Annotated in this window: 18 protein-coding genes and 1 pseudogene; 7 read left to right on the top strand and 12 right to left on the bottom strand. The window is 59.0% G+C overall.

From position 1 onward, the window contains the following. Positions 1–211: 211 nt before the first annotated feature. The 3 genes from ACEN8Z_RS06215 to ACEN8Z_RS06205 all read left to right on the top strand — a co-directional run bounded on the left by ACEN8Z_RS06215 (position 212) and on the right by ACEN8Z_RS06205 (position 1,607). Positions 212–673, top strand: coding sequence for an isochorismatase family protein (locus tag ACEN8Z_RS06215; protein WP_007993551.1), 462 nt, complete (start codon positions 212–214; stop codon positions 671–673). Between the two features lie 321 nt (positions 674–994). Next, positions 995–1,357, top strand: coding sequence for a DUF6124 family protein (locus ACEN8Z_RS06210; protein ID WP_495597092.1), 363 nt, complete (start codon positions 995–997; stop codon positions 1,355–1,357). Position 1,358: 1 nt separating this feature from the next. Beyond that, the gene (locus ACEN8Z_RS06205; RefSeq protein WP_495597091.1) at positions 1,359–1,607 is read left to right on the top strand and encodes a hypothetical protein; all 249 of its coding nucleotides are present in this window, start codon (positions 1,359–1,361) and stop codon (positions 1,605–1,607) included. 65 nt (positions 1,608–1,672) lie between these two features. Here ACEN8Z_RS06205 and ACEN8Z_RS06200 read toward each other — a convergent pair whose 3' ends face one another. From ACEN8Z_RS06200 to ACEN8Z_RS06190, 3 genes are read right to left on the bottom strand one after another with little or no spacing between them, the layout of a single operon-like run. Beyond that, positions 1,673–2,872, bottom strand: a complete 1,200-nt coding sequence (locus tag ACEN8Z_RS06200; RefSeq protein WP_495597090.1) for a type II toxin-antitoxin system HipA family toxin — start codon at positions 2,870–2,872, stop codon at positions 1,673–1,675. Further along, the gene (locus ACEN8Z_RS06195; protein ID WP_007989054.1) at positions 2,869–3,120 is read right to left on the bottom strand and encodes a helix-turn-helix domain-containing protein; all 252 of its coding nucleotides are present in this window, start codon (positions 3,118–3,120) and stop codon (positions 2,869–2,871) included. Before ACEN8Z_RS06195 ends, ACEN8Z_RS06200 begins: the two co-directional genes overlap by 4 nt. A gap of 47 nt (positions 3,121–3,167) precedes the next feature. Next, positions 3,168–4,088, bottom strand: coding sequence for a YeeE/YedE thiosulfate transporter family protein (locus ACEN8Z_RS06190; protein ID WP_495597089.1), 921 nt, complete (start codon positions 4,086–4,088; stop codon positions 3,168–3,170). A gap of 142 nt (positions 4,089–4,230) precedes the next feature. Here ACEN8Z_RS06190 and ACEN8Z_RS06185 point away from each other — a divergent pair, with 142 nt between their 5' ends. Continuing rightward, positions 4,231–5,637: a DUF2252 domain-containing protein gene (locus ACEN8Z_RS06185; protein WP_495597088.1), complete on the top strand. Its 1,407-nt coding sequence runs from the start codon at positions 4,231–4,233 to the stop codon at positions 5,635–5,637. Between the two features lie 356 nt (positions 5,638–5,993). Here ACEN8Z_RS06185 and ACEN8Z_RS06180 read toward each other — a convergent pair whose 3' ends face one another. Continuing rightward, complete coding sequence (locus tag ACEN8Z_RS06180; protein WP_495597087.1) at positions 5,994–6,989, bottom strand: metallophosphoesterase; 996 nt, start codon at positions 6,987–6,989, stop codon at positions 5,994–5,996. A 221-nt stretch (positions 6,990–7,210) separates the two neighbouring features. On the opposite strand from ACEN8Z_RS06180, the gene ACEN8Z_RS06175 reads away from it, so the two are divergent. After that, a complete protein-coding gene (locus ACEN8Z_RS06175) occupies positions 7,211–8,650 on the top strand; it encodes an ArnT family glycosyltransferase (RefSeq protein ID WP_495597086.1) in 1,440 nt (479 codons plus the stop codon). Between the two features lie 206 nt (positions 8,651–8,856). Here the strand turns inward: ACEN8Z_RS06175 and ACEN8Z_RS06170 are convergent, their stop codons facing one another. Further along, positions 8,857–9,690, bottom strand: a complete 834-nt coding sequence (locus tag ACEN8Z_RS06170; protein WP_495597085.1) for a phosphatase PAP2 family protein — start codon at positions 9,688–9,690, stop codon at positions 8,857–8,859. Between the two features lie 34 nt (positions 9,691–9,724). After that, positions 9,725–10,396: a lipopolysaccharide core heptose(II)-phosphate phosphatase PmrG gene (pmrG, locus tag ACEN8Z_RS06165; RefSeq protein ID WP_495597084.1), complete on the bottom strand. Its 672-nt coding sequence runs from the start codon at positions 10,394–10,396 to the stop codon at positions 9,725–9,727. A 260-nt stretch (positions 10,397–10,656) separates the two neighbouring features. Here pmrG and ACEN8Z_RS06160 point away from each other — a divergent pair. Further along, positions 10,657–11,718: pseudogene (locus ACEN8Z_RS06160) on the top strand (methyl-accepting chemotaxis protein); the annotation flags it as partial. After that, on the top strand, positions 11,713–12,576 hold the full coding sequence (locus ACEN8Z_RS06155) for a methyl-accepting chemotaxis protein (RefSeq protein WP_495598089.1): 864 nt from the start codon (positions 11,713–11,715) through the stop codon (positions 12,574–12,576). The pseudogene ACEN8Z_RS06160 and the gene ACEN8Z_RS06155, both read left to right, overlap by 6 nt. Positions 12,577–12,649: 73 nt before the next feature. Here ACEN8Z_RS06155 and ACEN8Z_RS06150 read toward each other — a convergent pair whose 3' ends face one another. The 6 genes from ACEN8Z_RS06150 to ACEN8Z_RS06125 all read right to left on the bottom strand — a co-directional run bounded on the left by ACEN8Z_RS06150 (position 12,650) and on the right by ACEN8Z_RS06125 (position 17,877). After that, on the bottom strand, positions 12,650–12,955 hold the full coding sequence (locus ACEN8Z_RS06150; protein ID WP_057396604.1) for a helix-turn-helix domain-containing protein: 306 nt from the start codon (positions 12,953–12,955) through the stop codon (positions 12,650–12,652). Next, positions 12,948–13,313, bottom strand: coding sequence for a type II toxin-antitoxin system RelE/ParE family toxin (locus ACEN8Z_RS06145; protein WP_495597083.1), 366 nt, complete (start codon positions 13,311–13,313; stop codon positions 12,948–12,950). The genes ACEN8Z_RS06150 and ACEN8Z_RS06145 overlap by 8 nt, the downstream gene beginning before the upstream one ends. A 198-nt stretch (positions 13,314–13,511) precedes the next feature. Next, positions 13,512–13,880 carry a glyoxalase superfamily protein gene (locus ACEN8Z_RS06140; protein ID WP_495597082.1) on the bottom strand — a complete coding sequence of 123 codons (369 nt, stop codon included), beginning with the start codon at positions 13,878–13,880 and terminating at the stop codon, positions 13,512–13,514. A gap of 313 nt (positions 13,881–14,193) precedes the next feature. Then, positions 14,194–15,651, bottom strand: coding sequence for an N-acyl-D-amino-acid deacylase family protein (locus ACEN8Z_RS06135; protein WP_495597081.1), 1,458 nt, complete (start codon positions 15,649–15,651; stop codon positions 14,194–14,196). Between the two features lies 1 nt (position 15,652). Beyond that, positions 15,653–16,513: a MurR/RpiR family transcriptional regulator gene (locus ACEN8Z_RS06130; protein WP_495597080.1), complete on the bottom strand. Its 861-nt coding sequence runs from the start codon at positions 16,511–16,513 to the stop codon at positions 15,653–15,655. Positions 16,514–16,527: 14 nt separating this feature from the next. After that, positions 16,528–17,877, bottom strand: coding sequence for a GntP family permease (locus ACEN8Z_RS06125; RefSeq protein ID WP_495597079.1), 1,350 nt, complete (start codon positions 17,875–17,877; stop codon positions 16,528–16,530). Between the last annotated feature and the right edge of the window lie 47 nt (positions 17,878–17,924).

Raw genomic sequence — 17,924 nt, 5'->3', positions numbered from 1 at the left:
TATACCGCAGCAGTTCAACTTACCCCGGCCCACCAATCAAAGCTGACAAGGCCCGCCCAGTGCGGGCTTTGTTGCATCTGGGGTTTGATAATTCATGCCTCACACCGCACCCTGTGGGAGCGGGCTTGCCCGCGAAGAGGCCAGCCAGATCAACACAAATACCCAGCGGCCACAGAAGCCACCGTCACCGCGACCTACCCCGGAGACGCCCATGCGCCAAGCCCTCCTGATCATCGACCTCCAGCCCAGTTTCGCCCCACCCCAATGGCTCATCGATGGAATCCAGACACTCATCGGCACGCTGCCCAGCGTCGCCACCGTCGAACGCCACGACGAATCCAAAACCCCCTTCCAGAAACAGCTCGGCTGGCACCCCGCCCCGGACGACGACTGTCTGATCCAGGCTGACCGCATCTTCATCAAGCACGGATACGCGCCGTCGCCCGAGACCATCGAGTACTTAAAAAGCCTGAAGGTGGACCGGGTATTGGTCTGCGGCCTTCAGACGGAGACCTGCTGCCTGGCGGCGGGGTTTGCGCTGTTTGATGCGGGTTTGCAGCCGACGTTGATTACGGATTTGACGGTGGGGTCGTCGCTGGACCGGACGGGCGGGTTGGGGGTCAGGCTTTGGGAGCATCATTTCAAGCATATGGTGCGATCGAGTGACCTGTGATCGGTGCAATGACTTCACCACGTCCTAGGAAACTTCCCGCAAAACGCATCGCCTTTCATGAACTGGCGAACGCATCTTCTCGCGGATAGCCTTCAGGGGTCGCTGTAAATCAGCGATCGGCTTTGACAGGCTGAAAAGTGTACTCTTCACACCTCCAAATCAGACTGCATGCAGTCACGATTATGGCGGCTGTGCGCGGGGCACCTTCGGGTGCACCGGGTTCTCACACTTCCGGTCTGTCAACCCGCGTATAGCTGCCACCCAATCCTGTTTGACAGCAGGGGATGGCAGCCTCTTTAAACAGTGTGAGGAAACGCCATCATGAAAAAGAACAGCCCCAATCCCCCGGAATCCCCAGCCAATTTAGCTGAAGACTCAATCGACTTATCCAAACTCTCCGAAACCACCGAACCCGCCATCAGCGCCCGCCTTCGTAACCCCAATCACCTCGACCCCGTCAGCCACGTCTTCACCATCCGCTCCAACGTCGACACACCGTCCCTGCTCACCCACGCCAGTGAAACCCTCGCCTCGCTCAACGTCATGAGCACCGACCTGGCCTGTGAGCTTGAGAGTTCGCGTCGCAACATCGCCTTGGCGATCCAGCAATTGGCTGTGTTGGCTGAATTACTGGTGAACCGGGCCCTGGACAACATCGCGCCGCTCGATGAAGTGGAGGCTTGAGATGGATCGATACATGCCGATGACCAGCATCGACTGCACCATTCCGTCACTACTGATCGACACCGAGGCTCCACTGGATGTGCTGCACGAAACAGCTGCCTACCGCATTCGCACCGCGACGCAATTGCTGGAGCGTTTCGCGGCGGACGAGGGCGTTCACAGTGAACTCGCACGGGTGCTGGTGACCTCGTTACGTGATGGTTGCGACTTGCTGGATGTGGTTGGACGGCGGCTGCAGATGCAAATTTGATCCTTGAAAAAATGGGCGATCTCATTGAGATTTCCCATTTTCATCACCTGCCTATGGCATTGAAACTAGCCAAACGTCAGGGCGAAAGGTGCGGCCGCGTGTTGTATAGCCCGCACCACATGAGGCGCTAGTTCCCGAAACCGTGAGTAGCGTTCAAGCACCACCTCAACCGCAGCCAGTAAACTCTGAATTCGCTCCTTGGGACGGTCTACCTCACACGTCAGTGCAAACTCCAACAGCCCCTGACGGGAAGCAAACAACGACTTGTTACCCACCAGGTCCAGCGCCAATACGTCTTCAGGGATGTAGGCCGTCGTATTAACGATGTCGTATGCCGGCGCGAGGCGGGCGTCACGTTGGGTCGGCTCCGAATAGAGCAAACCGAAGTTCTTCAAATGAGCATCGCCGTTCCCAACAATGCAGCTCAGCGCTACGCAATCGAAAAGTTGATCAAGCGAAGTTCGTTGATTGCTTGCCGGACAAAACAATCGAATCGCTTTGGCAATGGCTGCATAGCTTTTGCTGTACTTCTGATCGGCCGAGAGCCCCATCAAGGCTGCCATGTCCTCGAAACCAATCGGGTTGAGTTGATCATCCCGATCAAAGCGACGCATGACAAACAGCTTGGCATTGTCGGACAGGTAAAACTCCGGAACGGAAATACCCGCTTCCCTGGCAATGGACATGCAAAGGAACTCATTGATGGCCAGTCCTGGAAATTCTTCGCGACCACTCTTGATAATCAAGTCCGAGGTTTTCGAGGTGGCTCGTCGTAACTCGAAATCTTGCTGCTCAGGCACCAGCACCTTTGGCTGAACACCCGATATACCGGCCCTCAAAATATAGCGATCAAGCAAGTCGGCGAAGATATCTTCCGTACCATCCCACGTGAGAATTTCTTCGAGTTTTTCTCCAGGGAACTGCTGCTCACCCAACAAGGCATCAACGGCTTCGGAATGCACCTGAACCCTGCCAATAGGCGAACTGCTGCCAGAAAGAGCAAGCAGCAACATTGGATCGACGTTTACAGTTTTCGCAAGGCGATTGCGCAACTGCTCCAACATATAGCCTTCAGGGAGATTCATCTGGAATACGGGATGCAGATCCCGTCTACGGAACTCGTCAGCACGCACAGGCATCGACAGACTGATGGCAGTGTTGGGCAAAGCGTCTCCTTGATAGCGGAAAATAAAATCATCGCCGCTGGTGAGGATTCGGCCGCTATGGCCCTCTGGCGTACTGACTTTGAGGGAAGCCATTTTCATTCGAACAATTCCCCAAGCTCTTCAAGGGTCGGCATGGTCGCCGGAACAACGGCGAGCTCGCAGTCCAAAGCGCTCAAGACTCTTGCATAAGCGTTCATGGCAACACTATGGGTACCCTTCTCGACAGCAATGACTTTCTGCCGCGTCAAACCGGCGAGCTCAGCAAGTCGAGCTTGTGTCAGGCCGCGCCTGATACGGGTTTCACGTATTTGGCTACCGAGTCGAGAGATCAGCAGGACGTATTCCATGTTCAGCTACCGTGACATTTATTATTAAATGTATCGTATACAGAACATTATTGCGAATATGCCTTACTCACCCGCCTCACCCAAACCCCCACCAATATCCCCAACACAATCGACACCAACGGCACAGCGCCTACCCAGGTCAGTGTCGGAAACACCAACAATATCTGTGAGTCATTTCCGCCCAGCATCATCGAGGCACCGGTCCCCATCAGTACGCCAGCCAGTAAATGCCTGCCCGCCGTCATCGCTTCGAACCGCTGATAGTTGAACGTACGACGATGCAATGTGTAACAGAGCATGCCCCCCAGCAACAGGCTGAACACCGCGACACGTTGCTGGGTCAGCATGTTTTCGCCCGGTAACCAGAACATTTGCGAGAGATCGTAAAAGAACACGCTGGGCGTCCACTGCGGTTCGAAGGTGTAGAGGGCGCTGGTCAGCGCGCCCAGCAACAGGCTCGACAGCACCAGGTGTTTGTCGCCGTGGATCCGGATTAAAAACAGCAAAATCAGCAACACGATGCCGATGACCAGCCAGTAATGGCGGCTGGTAATCATCGGCATTTGCAGCGCCCGGTGTTCGGTCAGCATGTTCAGGTGATGCCACAGCACGATGCCCAGCACCCAGCCGAGGATGGAGAAGGCCTTGTTGAGGTTGCCGCTGGCGAGTTTGGTCAGGGTGCCGACGCTGCATCCGTCATTGAGCACCGAGGCGAGGCCGAACAACAGCCCGCCACCGACCAGCGACAAGTAGCCAACCTCGGGAATGAACAACGGCTGACTGACGCCAAACAAGGCGTAGAACGGCGCGAGCAACAGGCCGAACAAACCGCAACTGACCAACGACACGAACAGGGTCGGCCGGCGCTTGAGCAGCAGCCCCATGGCGTTGACCAGACACATGCCCATGCGTTGGGACACCCAGCCGATAAGGAACGCCAACAACAGCGAAATCAGCAGTGAAAGCACAGGCCTCCCTGTCTCCGGTCAGTGACATCGTGCCGATGCCTGACAGAGAGACTAGCCGCTGCGCAAACACTTGGGATGACCCCGTAAAGCCCTTCTACACTCAATCCGCATATGCCCTACAACACCTGTCGAATAGGCCCCCATGACCACCCTCACCGACCGCTTGAAGCAAGGCAAGGATGCGCGCAAGAAGTGCTCGCGCAGTTCGCAAGCCTCCTTGGGAAATGTCGCCCGCGACCCGATACCGCTGATCAAGGCCTCAAGTGAAGGACGCGTCAAATCGCTGGTGGAGTTGCGCTACGGGCGAATGCTGGTGTCACCTTTCACCTTCTATCGCGGCAATGCGCTGCTGCAGGCCCACGACCTGGCGGGCACCTCGAACATGGGGTTGAATTCGCCGATTTGCGGTGATAGCCACCTGATGAATTTCGGGGGCTTCGCAACGCCTGAACGCAATCTGCTGTTCAGCGTCAACGACTTCGACGAAGCCCATCCCGGGCCGTGGGAGTGGGACTTGAAACGTCTGGTGGCAAGTTTCCTGGTGGCGGCTCGCGATCTGCGTCATGGGGAAACGGTTGAGGAAACGGTTTGCCATCAGGTCGTGGGCGCCTATCAGAAAACCATGCTCGAATGCGCCGAACAAAGTGCGCTGGAAACCTGGTACGAGGCCATCAGCTATGACGACCTGCTGGCGCAGGCCAACAAAAGCACCCTGGAACACGTGGAACGGGCCATCGAAAAAGCCGAGCGTCGCACCCATGCCGAACTGCTGCCAAAAATCAGCGAACGCGACGCCCATGGTCGTCTGATCATTCGCGATGACCTGCCGGAAATCTTCCACCTGCACAAAAACACCACGCTGCTGGACGCCGATGATGACTGGTTGCGCCTTCCGGACTGGCGCCCGCTCTACGACACCTTCATGCGCGACTATCGCGGCACCCTGCAAGCGGACCGCCGCGATCTGGTGTCGCGGTTTCATGTTCAGGACATGGCGTTCAAAGTGGTGGGCGTCGGCAGTGTCGGCACCCGTTGCCTGGTGGCGCTGCTGACCGACGATCAGGAGTTCCCGTTATTCCTGCAATTCAAGGAAGCGCGGCGCTCGGTGCTCGCAGGCTACGTGAAAGCCAAGTCACGAGTGCGGCATGAAGGGCAGCGGGTGGTCGACGGTCAGCGGTTGATGCAATCGGCCAGCGACCTGTTCCTCGGCTGGACCACCGGCCCCAGCGGACGGCATTTCTATGTGCGGCAATTGCGCGATATGAAAATATCCGCCGAACTCGAGACTTTCGATGGCGACGCATTCGCGGCCTATGGCCGGCTCTGCGGCCGGGCCCTGGCTCGTGCCCATGCCAAGTCTTCCGGGCGCGCGGCGGTGATCAGCGGCTACATCGGCAAGAGCGAGGCACTGGCCGACGCGCTCTATAAATATGCCCGGGGTTATACCGAGCAGAACGAGCGCGATTTCGAGCGGTTCCAGCAAGCCTGCCGCAAGGGCCGTTTGCGTGCACGGTCGGAAGCCGACTTTGCCGCAGATCACCTGCCGTAGCGGTGTGGCAGGCTCTGGCGCGGGGCGTTGATCGAGATGAATTTTTCTTCACCCCACTGCTCCACTCCTGCCTGTACATTGCCCTCGCTCATTCAAGAAACTACGGTTTGCCCGCCCTCCCGCGGGCTTTTTTTTGGTTCTTTCACTGCTTTAAGCATGGGCACGGCCCCTTGTAGGAGCCAGCCTGCTGGCGATGGTCGTTAACGATAACGCGTATGAACTGGATGAACGCGGCGCACTTGAGTCCATCGCCAGCAGGCTGGCTCCTACAGTTTCCCGGGATTGCGTGAAGAACCTTTTTTGCCTGCGAATTTGCCTGACGACCACCGCTGGTTGTATCTGGCCGACACCGTCCATCACTGTGCCAACTGCGTGACGCTCCCTTGCGACTGCTCGGGCAGCAAACAGCCTTTGGCCATCCACTGGCAGTCTCTGGCCCAGCGATAACCGGATTCCAGCTCGCCTCGGTCGTTGTAATAACCCAGCCGCAATTGAGTGGCACTCAGGTCGAGTTTGGCAAAACCAGCCCGCGAAGCAGTAAACGCGCTATCCGGTGTTGGCGCGCTCAGAGCACTCAGCCTCTTGCCACCCGCCCCGGAAATGACCCACGCGGGTTCACCTGCACGTAACAGCAATTGCTGGTTGTGATCATGACCCGACAAAAGCATATCCACGTGGTTGCGTTCCAGCACTGGCAAGAGCCGGGTGACCAGATCCGACTCCTCGCCATGCTCGCCTTGATTGCGCACCGGGTGATGGGACGCGGCTATTCGCCATACCGGAGCCGGCCCGGGTGCCTGGAACGCCTGATCGATAAAGTCGATTTGCTGCTGCAAACGTTCACGTGGCGCCGAGGTGTCGAGGAACACCATCCGCACCAATGGCCGCCCGTCGACGTTACCGAAATCCCTGACGTAGAAATTCGCCGGCATCTGCCAGCGCCCCGAACCCTTGTGCTGTTGGCCGTACTCAATCTCGTATTTTTGCGACACCGGGTAATCGTGGTTACCCAGCACCGCGTAAAACGGCACATGGCTGAGCCAGCGCCCCCAATAGACACGCTCGAATCGGGTTTCCCAGTGGAAATCGTGGGTACTGGTCAATGGCTTGCCGTAGAAGTTGTCGCCCAGGAATACCACCATGTCCAGGCGCCCCTCTCTGGACGCAACCCGCTCCATGGCTTGCCCCACCCGCCACTGTTGCAAGTCACCACTGCCCTGGTCACCCACCGCGATCATCGACACTGATGCAGGGTCCAGACCGCTCAGCGGAACATAGGGTGAAGGCGGCGTGAACAGCCAGTAACTGCCCGCGGTCAGCAGTAGAGCGAAGACAATGCTTGAACCGAGCACGACCCTTCGGAGCACCAGGCGTTTTACAAATGTCGAGGGGGAATTTGTGCGATTCAATCAGGGACTCACCGGGCATCGAATGTCAGATTGGCTGGCGAAATGAAGGTCGACCTTCACCCCCAATAGATCACAACAGTTGTTCATGCTTCGTTAAGAAATCGTTCCGTATACTTTTTTCTGCCTGATTTTTTTCAGCCGTCCTTTACCGGTAACCAGAAGTCATGTCGCGCCCTGTCCCACTGCTGTTTGCACTGTGTTGCCTGCTGTTTTTCTTCGCCCTGGGCAACCACCAATTACAAGGCTCCACCGAAGCGCGGGTCGCCGGAATTGCCATGGAAATGCACCTGGATAATGACTGGGTGACGCCGCGACTTTTCAGCGAACCGTTTCTGGAAAAACCGCCCCTGAGCCTGTGGCTCGGTGCCGGGGCGATTCGCGCATTTGGCGGTACGCCGTGGGCCGTTCGCCTGACGTCTGCATTCGCCGGGCTGTTCAGTGTGATGCTGTTGTACGCCATGCTGCGCCGGCTCGGCCGGCCCGTTACTGTCGCGTGGACAGCGGCGATTCTGCTGGCGACCATGGCCAGCTACTGGAGCAACGTGCGCGGTGTCGGTGAGGATGCGTTGCTCGCCCTCGGGGTGAGCGCAGCGCTACTGGCGTTCCTTGCAGGACAACGACAAGCCGGCATCGGCAACGGATTGCTATTTGTGGCGGGGATCACCATCGCGACCTTAAGCAAGGGCGTGCTGGGCCTGGCCATGCCGGGGGTAGTGATCTTCGCGTACCTGCTGACCACCAGCCTGATGGACAAACGCCTGAACGTCGCGGGCTGGCTGCGGCCAGGCCTGCTGACGCTACTGGGGCTGGTACCGCTGATGATCTGGCTTGCGATGCTTTACCAGCGCGGCGGTGCCCATGCCGTGACCGAAGTGTTATTGACCAACAGCGTTGGTCGCTTCAGCGGTTCCTTTGTCGAGGCGGGGCATCACGAGCCGTACTATTACTACCTGGTCAAACTGCCCCAGGCCTTCTTGCCCTGGAATATTCTGGTGTACCTGGGCCTGTGGCATTTTCGTAAAAGCCTGATGGCCAACCGTTACTTGCTGTTCTTCGCCCTGTGGTTGCTGGCGCAATTTGTGATGCTGACGCTGGCGTCGAGCAAACGTACGGTGTACCTGATGTCACTGACGCCCGCAGCAGCGGTGGTCGCTGCCGAGTACGCGAGCGTGCTGCTCGAGCGCTTGAAGTCCCGTGAAGGTTCACCGACCTGGATCGGTCGCGTGGCCGGGTATCGTAACGGTCTGGCGGTTGGCACCCTGGCCGTGGTCATTTGCGGCTACTTCGCCGCGGCTCAATGGGCGATGCCCCATGCCGACCGGAAGTTGTCCTTCCTGCCGCTGACCGAGCAGATCCAGTCGATGCAGGCCAACGGGCAACAAGTTGCCCTGTACCAAGCCACTGAACGATTGGGCGGCGCCAGCGTGTTCTATACCCGCAGCGTGCTCAAAGGGCTCGATACCGAGTCGCAGTTGCATGAGTTTCTGGGTGCATCACCCGATCATGTCGCGGTGCTCTCCGGCGACACTGAGCCTGCCGCACCGTTGAAGGTGCTCAAGACGATGATGGTGGGGCGTCAAGCCTACTACTTCGTTGCGCAGTGAGGCACCCGCCACTTGTAGGAGCGAGTTTGCTCGCGATGGCGGTAGAGCAACCAATGATGATGCGGACTGACCTGCCGCTATCGCGAGCAAGCTCGCTCCCACAGTGGATCTTTGCTGCGCCCAAACCATGACTCACTGACATTTCCTCAAGCAACAAAAAAACCCGCAGCCCTTTCGGGTTGCGGGTTTTACTGTTCAAAGCGAATTCAATTCACTGGCTGGGTCTGAGTCGCCGGTAGCGGTTGTTGCGCCTTTGAAAGCACGGGCTGCTCCAGCCTCGCCCCCCCGTAAAACGCCAGCGCCGTCAGCAAACACGCCAACCACACAAAGATCCCGGCCCATAAGGTGTGGGACATGTAGTGCCAGCCTTGCAGTACCCGCGTGGTGCCGTAGATGAAGCCGAGGGTCAACGAGCCGTACATGATCGCTTTCGAATAGCGCCAGCGGTAGCGACGTGCCACGAAGTACAACGCCAGCATGGTGAACCCGCCCGACGCGTGCCCGCCCGGCCAGCAACGCCCCGGACCGGCAACTTTCAGCAGGTCGAAATTCTCGTACCACTCGACGTGCTCCATTTTGCCGCCGTACTGGGTCGTCTCGATCGGGCAATACACGCTGGTGTGGCCCTTGAGGTAGTGAATTACCCCGGTGCTGATGGAGAACGCGAACACCACGTAGAGAAAATCGCGACGGTGCCGGGTGGCAAAGCGCAGCACCGGTGCGACTTTGATTTTTTCCAGGAAGGCGATGATTTTCGAATGCTTTTCGGCCTTCAGGCGTGGCCAGAGAAATGACAACAAGGCACCGATAATCGCAATCTCGCCCGTCCAGTTCGGGATGATCCGCGCCCATTTATGGGTGATTTTTTCGAACAGATGAACATGGTCCAGCGGGTACGTCTGCGTCACCGGATCAAAAAAATAGTTGTTGAAGGCGATGTCGATACTGGTCATGTCGAACATCAGGAACACCACGACCGCGCAGGCCAGCGGAATACCGAAATTCACCCAGTAAAAGCGGTAGCGAGAAGCGGTCAGCATTGTGAATCCTGATTCAAAAAGAAGAGGGAAAAACTCAATGAGTACTCACCGAGCTCCAGTCAGAAGCCTCGATGAAACCAAGCATGCGCGGAGTTTGCGGGGTTTCGGCGGAAATAAACAGTGAAGCGCCATAACCCAGGGTCGAAGGCGGTAACTTGAGGTCTGTTTCCAGTTGCTCCATGCATTCGCTGTGGGTCACCAGAACCAGGTTACGTCCGGCAACCTTGTGCGCCAACGCGTCGCGCAGCATGGTGCCCTTGCAAATGATCAGCCAGTCTTCGCCCGTGCCGACCTTGTTGAACATGAAGTTGGCGGTCTGTGCCGTACGCAGGATCGGGCTGTTGTAGATATCGGCCTTGTCCAGGCCCAGGTGTTTGAACTGTGCCCCAAGGCTCTCGGCAACACGGCGAGAGCGCTCGGTAATGCCATCGTTACCAACCAGGCAAGGCGCAGAGGAGTGATCGCAGCGCTCGACGTGGCGCACCAGTACGATCACGTCGCCCTTGGCCCATCCCGTCATCAGCGCCTGTGCGCCGGCCACATTGCCGTGAGCCAGATCCGGCGCGGTGGCGGGACGCAGCAAAAACACGGTCAGCGGGATAACCAGCAGGGCCGAGGCCAACACCACCGCAGCGTTGCGATAGCGGGTAAAGCGGTTCAGATCGATCGAGCGTTTTATCCCGAAAAGACTCAGTCTTAATTCCACATCAAGCCGCCTCGCCGGCAAACACCACCCCATTAGATCCCGCAAGGTTAGAGAAACGTGCGTCGGTGACTGGTGAAACGCATGTGAAAAAAAGCTTAAAAGCGCTGTAAAAACCTTGTTACAGAATCCGTTCGGCAAAATCCTTTCAGCTCCCGGGATTGCGGCCGATACATCCTGCTTACACAGCTTGGCGGCCCCCAAAAAAAACAATCTTCCAGCCAACCGACAAACAAGAAGCACTACGTTCCTGGAGGAATTTGATGAATAGCTGGTTCGGCAACATCAGCGTGAACCTGAAACTGGGCCTGGGATTTGGCCTGGTCCTGGCACTGACCTGCGTCCTCGCCCTGACCGGCTGGACCAGCCTGGGCGGGTTGATCGACCGCAGTAACTGGATGAGCGACATCACCCAGCTCAATGGCGGCCTGACCAAGCTGCGCGTGGTTCGCCTGCAGTACATGCTGACCAACGGCGACGAAACCGCCGCGCAGACCGTACAGACCACCCTCGACGCCTTCTCGGCCCAGCAGCAAGCCCTGCTGGCGAAGTTCAAGAGCCCGGAAAACCTCAAGTTGCTCAGAGAACAGGGCGCCGTCATCGATGCCTACAAGACGTCCCTCGGCAAGATGCGCAATGCCTATCGCGCCGGCAACAGCGCCCGCGACGCAATGAGCGCCAGCGCCGAAACCGCCAACACGTTGATCAATGACATCAACGCCCGCGTGCAGCAAATGCCGTTGAGTGACCAGCGCTTCGAACAGTTCCAGGCCATCACCGCGACCAAGGAAGCGTTCCTGCTGGCCCGCTACGAAGTGCGCGGCTATACCGCCAACACCAATGCCGAGACCGAGCAAAAAGCGGTCGGCCAACTGGACGCCGCCATCGCCAGCCTGAAACCGCTGAACACGCATTTCGCCGACTCCCGGCAAGACGCCCTGCGTCAGCTGGAAACCGCGCTGGGCAACTACCGCAGCGCCTTGCAGGCCTACAAGGCCGCCAGCAACGACGCGGTGCAAGCGCGCAAGGAAATGACCGACCAGGGCGCCGCCATCGTGTCCCAGAGCGATCAGATGTACCAGATCCAGCTCGACCGCCGTGACGCCGAAAGCGCCCGGGCACGCACTCTGCAACTGATCAGTGCGTTGCTGGCGTTGCTGGTGGGCATCATTGCCGCCGTGGTCATCACTCGCCAGATCACCCGCCCATTGCGTGAAACCCTGGCGGTGGTCGATCGCATCGCCAGCGGTGACCTGTCCCAAAACGTCCTGGTTACCCGCCGCGACGAACTCGGCGTGTTGCAGCAAGGCATCGCGCGCATGGGCGTGACCCTGCGCGACTTGATCAGCGGCATCCGCGACGGCGTGACCCAGATCGCCAGCGCCGCTGAAGAGTTGTCGGCCGTGACCGAGCAGACCAGCGCCGGGGTCAACAGCCAGAAAATCGAGACCGATCAGGTCGCGACCGCCATGCACGAGATGACCGCCACCGTGCAGGAAGTCGCGCGCAACGCTGAAGAAGCCTCGCAAGCCGCTGCCGCGGCGGACGGCGAAGCCCGTGAAGGTGACAAGGTGGTCAACGAAGCCATCGCCCAGATCGAGCGTCTGGCCAGCGAGGTGGTGCGTTCCACCGAAGCCATGAGCGTGCTGCAACAGGAAAGCGACAAGATCGGCAGCGTCATGGACGTGATCAAGGCCGTTGCCGAACAGACCAACCTGCTGGCGCTCAATGCCGCCATCGAAGCGGCCCGTGCCGGTGAAGCCGGTCGTGGTTTTGCCGTGGTGGCCGACGAGGTTCGTGGCCTGGCCCAGCGCACGCAGAAATCCACCGAGGAAATCGAAGGGCTGGTGGCCGGCCTGCAGAACGGCACGCAACAAGTGTCGGCGGTGATGAACAACAGCCGCGTCCTCACCGACAGCAGCGTGGCCCTGACCCGCAAGGCTGGCGAGTCACTGGAGAACATCACCCGCACGGTGTCCAACATCCAGTCGATGAACCAGCAAATCGCCGCCGCTGCCGAACAGCAAAGCGCCGTGGCCGAAGAGATCAGCCGCAGCATCATCAACGTGCGCGACGTGTCCGAACAAACCGCCGCTGCCAGCGATGAAACGGCAGCGTCCAGTGTTGAACTGGCTCGGCTGGGGAATCAGTTGCAGATGATGGTGAGTCATTTCAGGGTCTAGGCCGAACAGATCAGCGAGTTGACAGGAAGCCCTTTGAATAAAGGGCTTCTCTCATTTCAGGCCGTCGAGCTGCTTATTTGGCGAAGTTTTCGATCTTTACCTGTCCTTCAGGAAAGGTGGCGATGATTTCCAGCTCACCACCCATGGCGCGGATGTAGTTGCGCAATGTGCTGATGTACATGTCAGTGCGTCGTTCCATTTTCGAGATTGCTGCCTGGTTGACGTGCAAGGCCTTCGCCAAGGTTTCCTGGCTCAGTTCCTGGGCTTTGCGAAGCTCATGCAGAGGCATTTCTTTCAAGTGTTGTTGGAGCAATTGCTCTGCATCTGCACGTGACTCAGGCGACATACGCGCTTGAAGCTCAGCGAATTTTTTAGCCATCGTTGCGGCCCTCTTTACGCAGTGTTTCCAGGTGTTCGTCATACAGTTTTTCAGCCATGGGGACATGATCGTCATACCAACGATCCCGACCGGTTTTATCGCCACCTATCAGCAATAATGCGCATCGTCGTGGATCAAATGCGTACAACACGCGGTAGGGGCGACCACCATGCTGCACCCGCAATTCTCGGAGATTGCCATGTCGCGAGCCTTTGATATCGCTGCTATGGGGAAATCCCAAACCTGGTCCGAAGAGCTCCAACAAGTCGACACTCGCCGATACACAAGCCTGCTCCTTTTCATTCAAATCGCCCCACCAATCGCCAAATTCATCCGTGTATTCAACGTCCCATTTCATACAAATATGCCACCCGAGGAATATAACCTCAAGGGAATAACTGTATGAGCTTCAGCGGCCCTCCGACTACCCTTGAGCCCCCACGCAATTGTTAATGATGATTACCGGATGGCGTTGCAAGTGGGTAGCATCAGCCTGGATACAGGCAAGGCCAGCTCCCACGCAGTGCATGGGAATCAATCAATGGAGAGCTAAACCTCAGACACAGATCGCATTGGTAAACACCAACCGATTGCCGAACGGATCACTGATGGTCATGTCCTGGCTGCCCCAGGGCATGGCCTGGATCTGTGGATGCGCAAACGCATACTCCTTGGCCAGCAGCTGCTGCTGGAAGGCTTCCAGTTCATCGGTCTCGATGCGCAAGGCCGAGCCTGGCGTACTGTCGCCATTGTGTTCGGACAGGTGCAGCACGCACTCACCCCGCGAGACTTGCAGGTACAGGGGGAAACCGGGCTCGAAACGATGTTGCCAGTCGATCCTGAAACCGAGGAAATCGACGTAGAATTCCACTGCCTTGGCTTCGTCGAAAATGCGCAGGATCGGAGTGGTTTTGCCGAAGCTCATCGAGTTGCTCCCTGTAGGAGCGAGCCTGCTCGCGATGGTCGTTAACGATAACGCGTTTTGACTGGCTAAACGCGGCACCTTTGACGCCATCACGAGCAGGCTCGCTCCTACATGATTGAACAGCATTAGTCGTTAATGATGACGCGTGTCTACTGGGTAAACGCTGCGCTCTTTTGTCCATCGCGAGCAAGCTCGCTCCTACAAAATACGTAACCGAACAGCAATGATAGTCGGACTTGATATCAGTCCTTCGGCGCGGAAACGCCATTCTTTAGCATCAAAGCGCCATCACTGTGACGCAGTCCTCGAAACGTCACTGAAACCCTGTGCGCAAATCCCCTTCCCGGGCCAGGAACCGCCCTTCCCTGCGCCCGTTGGCCTGGCCATCGCGGTAACTCAACACACCGTTGACCCATACGCCCTCGATGCCTTGCGCCGCCCGCTGCGGATCGTTGAAATCGGCGACATCACGGATGGTCGCCGGATCGAACAACACCAGGTCGGCCCAATGGCCTTCGCGTATTTCCCCGCGCTCCTTCAAACCGAAGCGTGCCGCCGACAGTCCGGTCATTTTGTGCACGGCGGTGTGCAGCGGGAACAGTCCTACGTCACGACTGAAATGTCCGAGCACCCGGGGGAATGCGCCCCACAAGCGTGGGTGCGGAAACGGGTCTTCCGGCAAGCCGTCGGAGCCGACCATCGACAGCGGATGCGCGAGGATTCTGCGCACATCCGCCTCATCCATTCCGTAGTACACCGCACCGGCCGGTTGCAGTTGGCGGGCGGCCTCCAGCAACGACAGATTCCATTCGGCGGCAATGTCCATCAGGTCGCGGCCGCCCATCCGCGGATGCGGAGTCGACCAGGTAATGGTGATGCGGTGGGCATCGGTCACCTGCTTGAGGTCCAGGGTCGATGAGCTCGCGGCATAGGGATAACAGTCGCATCCCACCGGGTGGGTCTTCGCCGCCTCTTCGAGGGACGCCAACAGCTGCGGACTACGCCCCCAGTTACCGGCGCCGGCGCATTTGAGGTGGGAAATGATCACCGGGCTTTGCGCATGACGACCGATCTGGAACGCCTCGTTCATGGCCTCCAGCACCGGTTCGAATTCGCTGCGCAAATGGGTGGTGTAGACCGCACCAAACGCCGACAACTCTTCGGTCAGTTGCATCACTTCATCGGTTGATGCCGAGAAGGCGCTGGCATAGGCAAGGCCGGTGGACAGGCCCAACGCGCCGGCCTCAAGGCTGTCGCGCAGTTGCTCGCGCATCGCGGCGATTTCATCCGCTGTGGCGGTGCGGAACAGGTCGTCCAGATGATTGCTGCGCAATGCCGTGTGGCCCACCAGCGCCGCGACGTTCAACGTAGTGTTCGCCGCTTCGACCGCCGCGCGGTAGTCGCGGAAGGTCGGATAAACGAACGCAGCGGCCGTGCCGAGCAGGTTCATCGGGTCCGGCGGATCGCCGCGCAGACTCACCGGCGAAGCACTGATCCCGCAGTTGCCGACAATGACCGTGGTCACGCCCTGGCTGAGCTTGGGCAGCATCTGCGGCTGACGAATGACCACGGTGTCGTCATGGGTGTGCACGTCGATGAAACCCGGCGCCAGCACATGGCCCTGTGCGCCGATTTCTTCGTTGGCGTGGGCATCGCGCAAGTCGCCGATACGCTCGATGCGACCATTCAGAATCGCCACATCGGCGGGGTAACCAGGGTTGTTGCTGCCGTCGATGATCAGGGCGTTGCGAATCAGCGTGTCGTACTGCATGTCAGTCTCCCAGCGGCAAGTGATCGTCGCCGCCGCGGTATTCGTCGAGGGCGAGTTTGATTCGCCGCAGACGTTCTTGATTGTCTTCAGGGTTGGCCAGGGCCAGCTCGGTGGCGAGCACATCGATGGCCAGCAGCATGCCGTAGCGTGCCGCCGTGGGTTTGTAGATGAACGAGGTCTCGGCACTTTGCAGGGGCAGGACGATGTCGGCCAGTTGCGCCAGCGGCGAATCGCCGCGAGTGATGGCCAGGATGCGCGCGCCGTAGTTGCGCGCCAGCTCCACCGTTTCAATCAGTTCCGGGGTGATCCCGGTCAGCGAGCAGACAATCACCACATGTTCGGCGCTGAGGCTGGCGGCGGTGACGCGCATCATCACCGCATCGTGGCACGCCGTGATCGGATAGCCGAGGCGCACCAGGCGCACTTGCAGTTCATCGCTGCACAGGGTCGAGCAGCCGCCCATGCCGAAAGCGTGAATCATCCGCGCCTTGCCCAGCAGTTTCACCGCATCGGCGAAACGCGACTCATCGAACGCCGCCAGGTGCTGGCGCAAGGTCGATTCGATGTCGCCGACGATTTGCCCGTAGAACGCCGACTGCTCGGGCGTGCCCGCCGGGTCGAGAAATCGGCTGCCAACGCCGCTGGCCTGGGCCAGTTGCAAACGCAAGTCACGCAAATCCCGGCAGCCGACCGTGCGGGCGAAACGCGACAGCGTGGCGCTGCTGACCTCTGCCCGCAGCGCCAGTTCATCGAGGCTGGCGGAGGCGGCAAATCCTACGTCGTCGAGCATCAGGCGTGCGATGCGTCCTTCACCGGCACTGAAGGAATCCTGACGGGCGCGGATCTGGTAGAGGATGTCCATGCGGGTAGCTCCGGCTAAATCAGATAAGAAAGGCCAACGGTCAAGCCGAAGGCGACGACCGAGATCAACGTCTCGAGCACGGTCCAGGTCTTGAAGGTTTGGGCAACGGTCATGTTGAAGTATTCCTTGATCAACCAAAAACCGCCGTCGTTAACGTGGGAAAAGATAACCGACCCGGCGCCTGTCGCCAGCACCAGCAGCTCCGGATGGGGATAACCCAGACCAATGGCCACTGGCGCGACCACACCTGAAGCAGTGGTCATGGCCACAGTCGCAGAACCGGTGGCGATGCGCATCAGTGCCGCGAACAGCCAGCCCATCAACAGCGGCGACAGGTGGAACTCGTGGGCCAGGCCGACGATCTGGTCGGTGACGCCGGCCTCCACCAGAATCCGGTTCAGGCCACCACCGGCGCCCACCAGCAGGGTGATGCTCGCGGTCGGCGCCAGGCATTCGTTGGTGAACTTGAGGATCGATTCACGGTTGAAGCCCTGGGCCAGGCCGAGGGTCCAGAAGCTCAGCAATGTGGCCAGCAACAGCGCGATCACCGAGTTGCCGATGAACAGCAGGAACTGGTTGAAACCACTGCCCGGCGTGGAAATCAGATTGGCCCAGCCGCCGATCAGCATCAGCACCACCGGCAACAGGATGGTCGCCATGGTGATGCCAAAACCCGGCAGGCTGTCGCGGGGTTCACGCTCAAGAAACTGACGCTCCAGCGGGTTTTCCGCCGGCAATTGAATGCGCGGCACGATGAACTTGGCATACAGGGGACCGGCAATGATCGCAGTCGGAATGCCAATCAGGATCGCGTACAGCAAGGTCTGCCCCACCGACGCCTGATACACCTGCACCGCCAGCATCGCCGCAGGGTGCGGCGGCACCAGCGCATGCACCACCGAAAGCCCGGCAACCATCGGCAAGCCGACCATCAGGATCGACACGCCCACGCGCCGCGCCACGGTAAAGGCAATCGGCACCAGCAAGACGAAACCGACTTCGAAGAACAGTGGCAGCCCGACCAGAAACGCGATAGTCACCATCGCCCAATGCGCGTTCTTCTCGCCAAAGCGGTCGATCAAGGTCCGCGCCACCTGCTCGGCGCCGCCGGACTCGGCCATCATCTTGCCGAGCATGGTGCCCAGCGCCACCACCAGTGCGATGTGCCCCAGGGTTTTGCCGACGCCCGCCTCGTACGCCCCCACCACACCGGACGGCGGCATCCCGGCAACCAGCGCCAGACCAAGGGATATCAGGGTGATGACAATAAACGGATTGAGCCGGTAACGGGCGATCAGAACGATCAGCGCGATGATGGCAACGGCGGCATACACCAGCAGCCAATAGCCGAAGGACAGGGTCATGCGGTACTCCTCGAGAGGGTCACGTCGAAATATTTGTGAAACTCTTA

This window comes from Pseudomonas sp. Pseusp10 (assembly GCF_059492225.1).
Note: the sequence above shows the minus strand (reverse complement) of the source record. Positions and strands in the feature narration are given on the sequence as shown.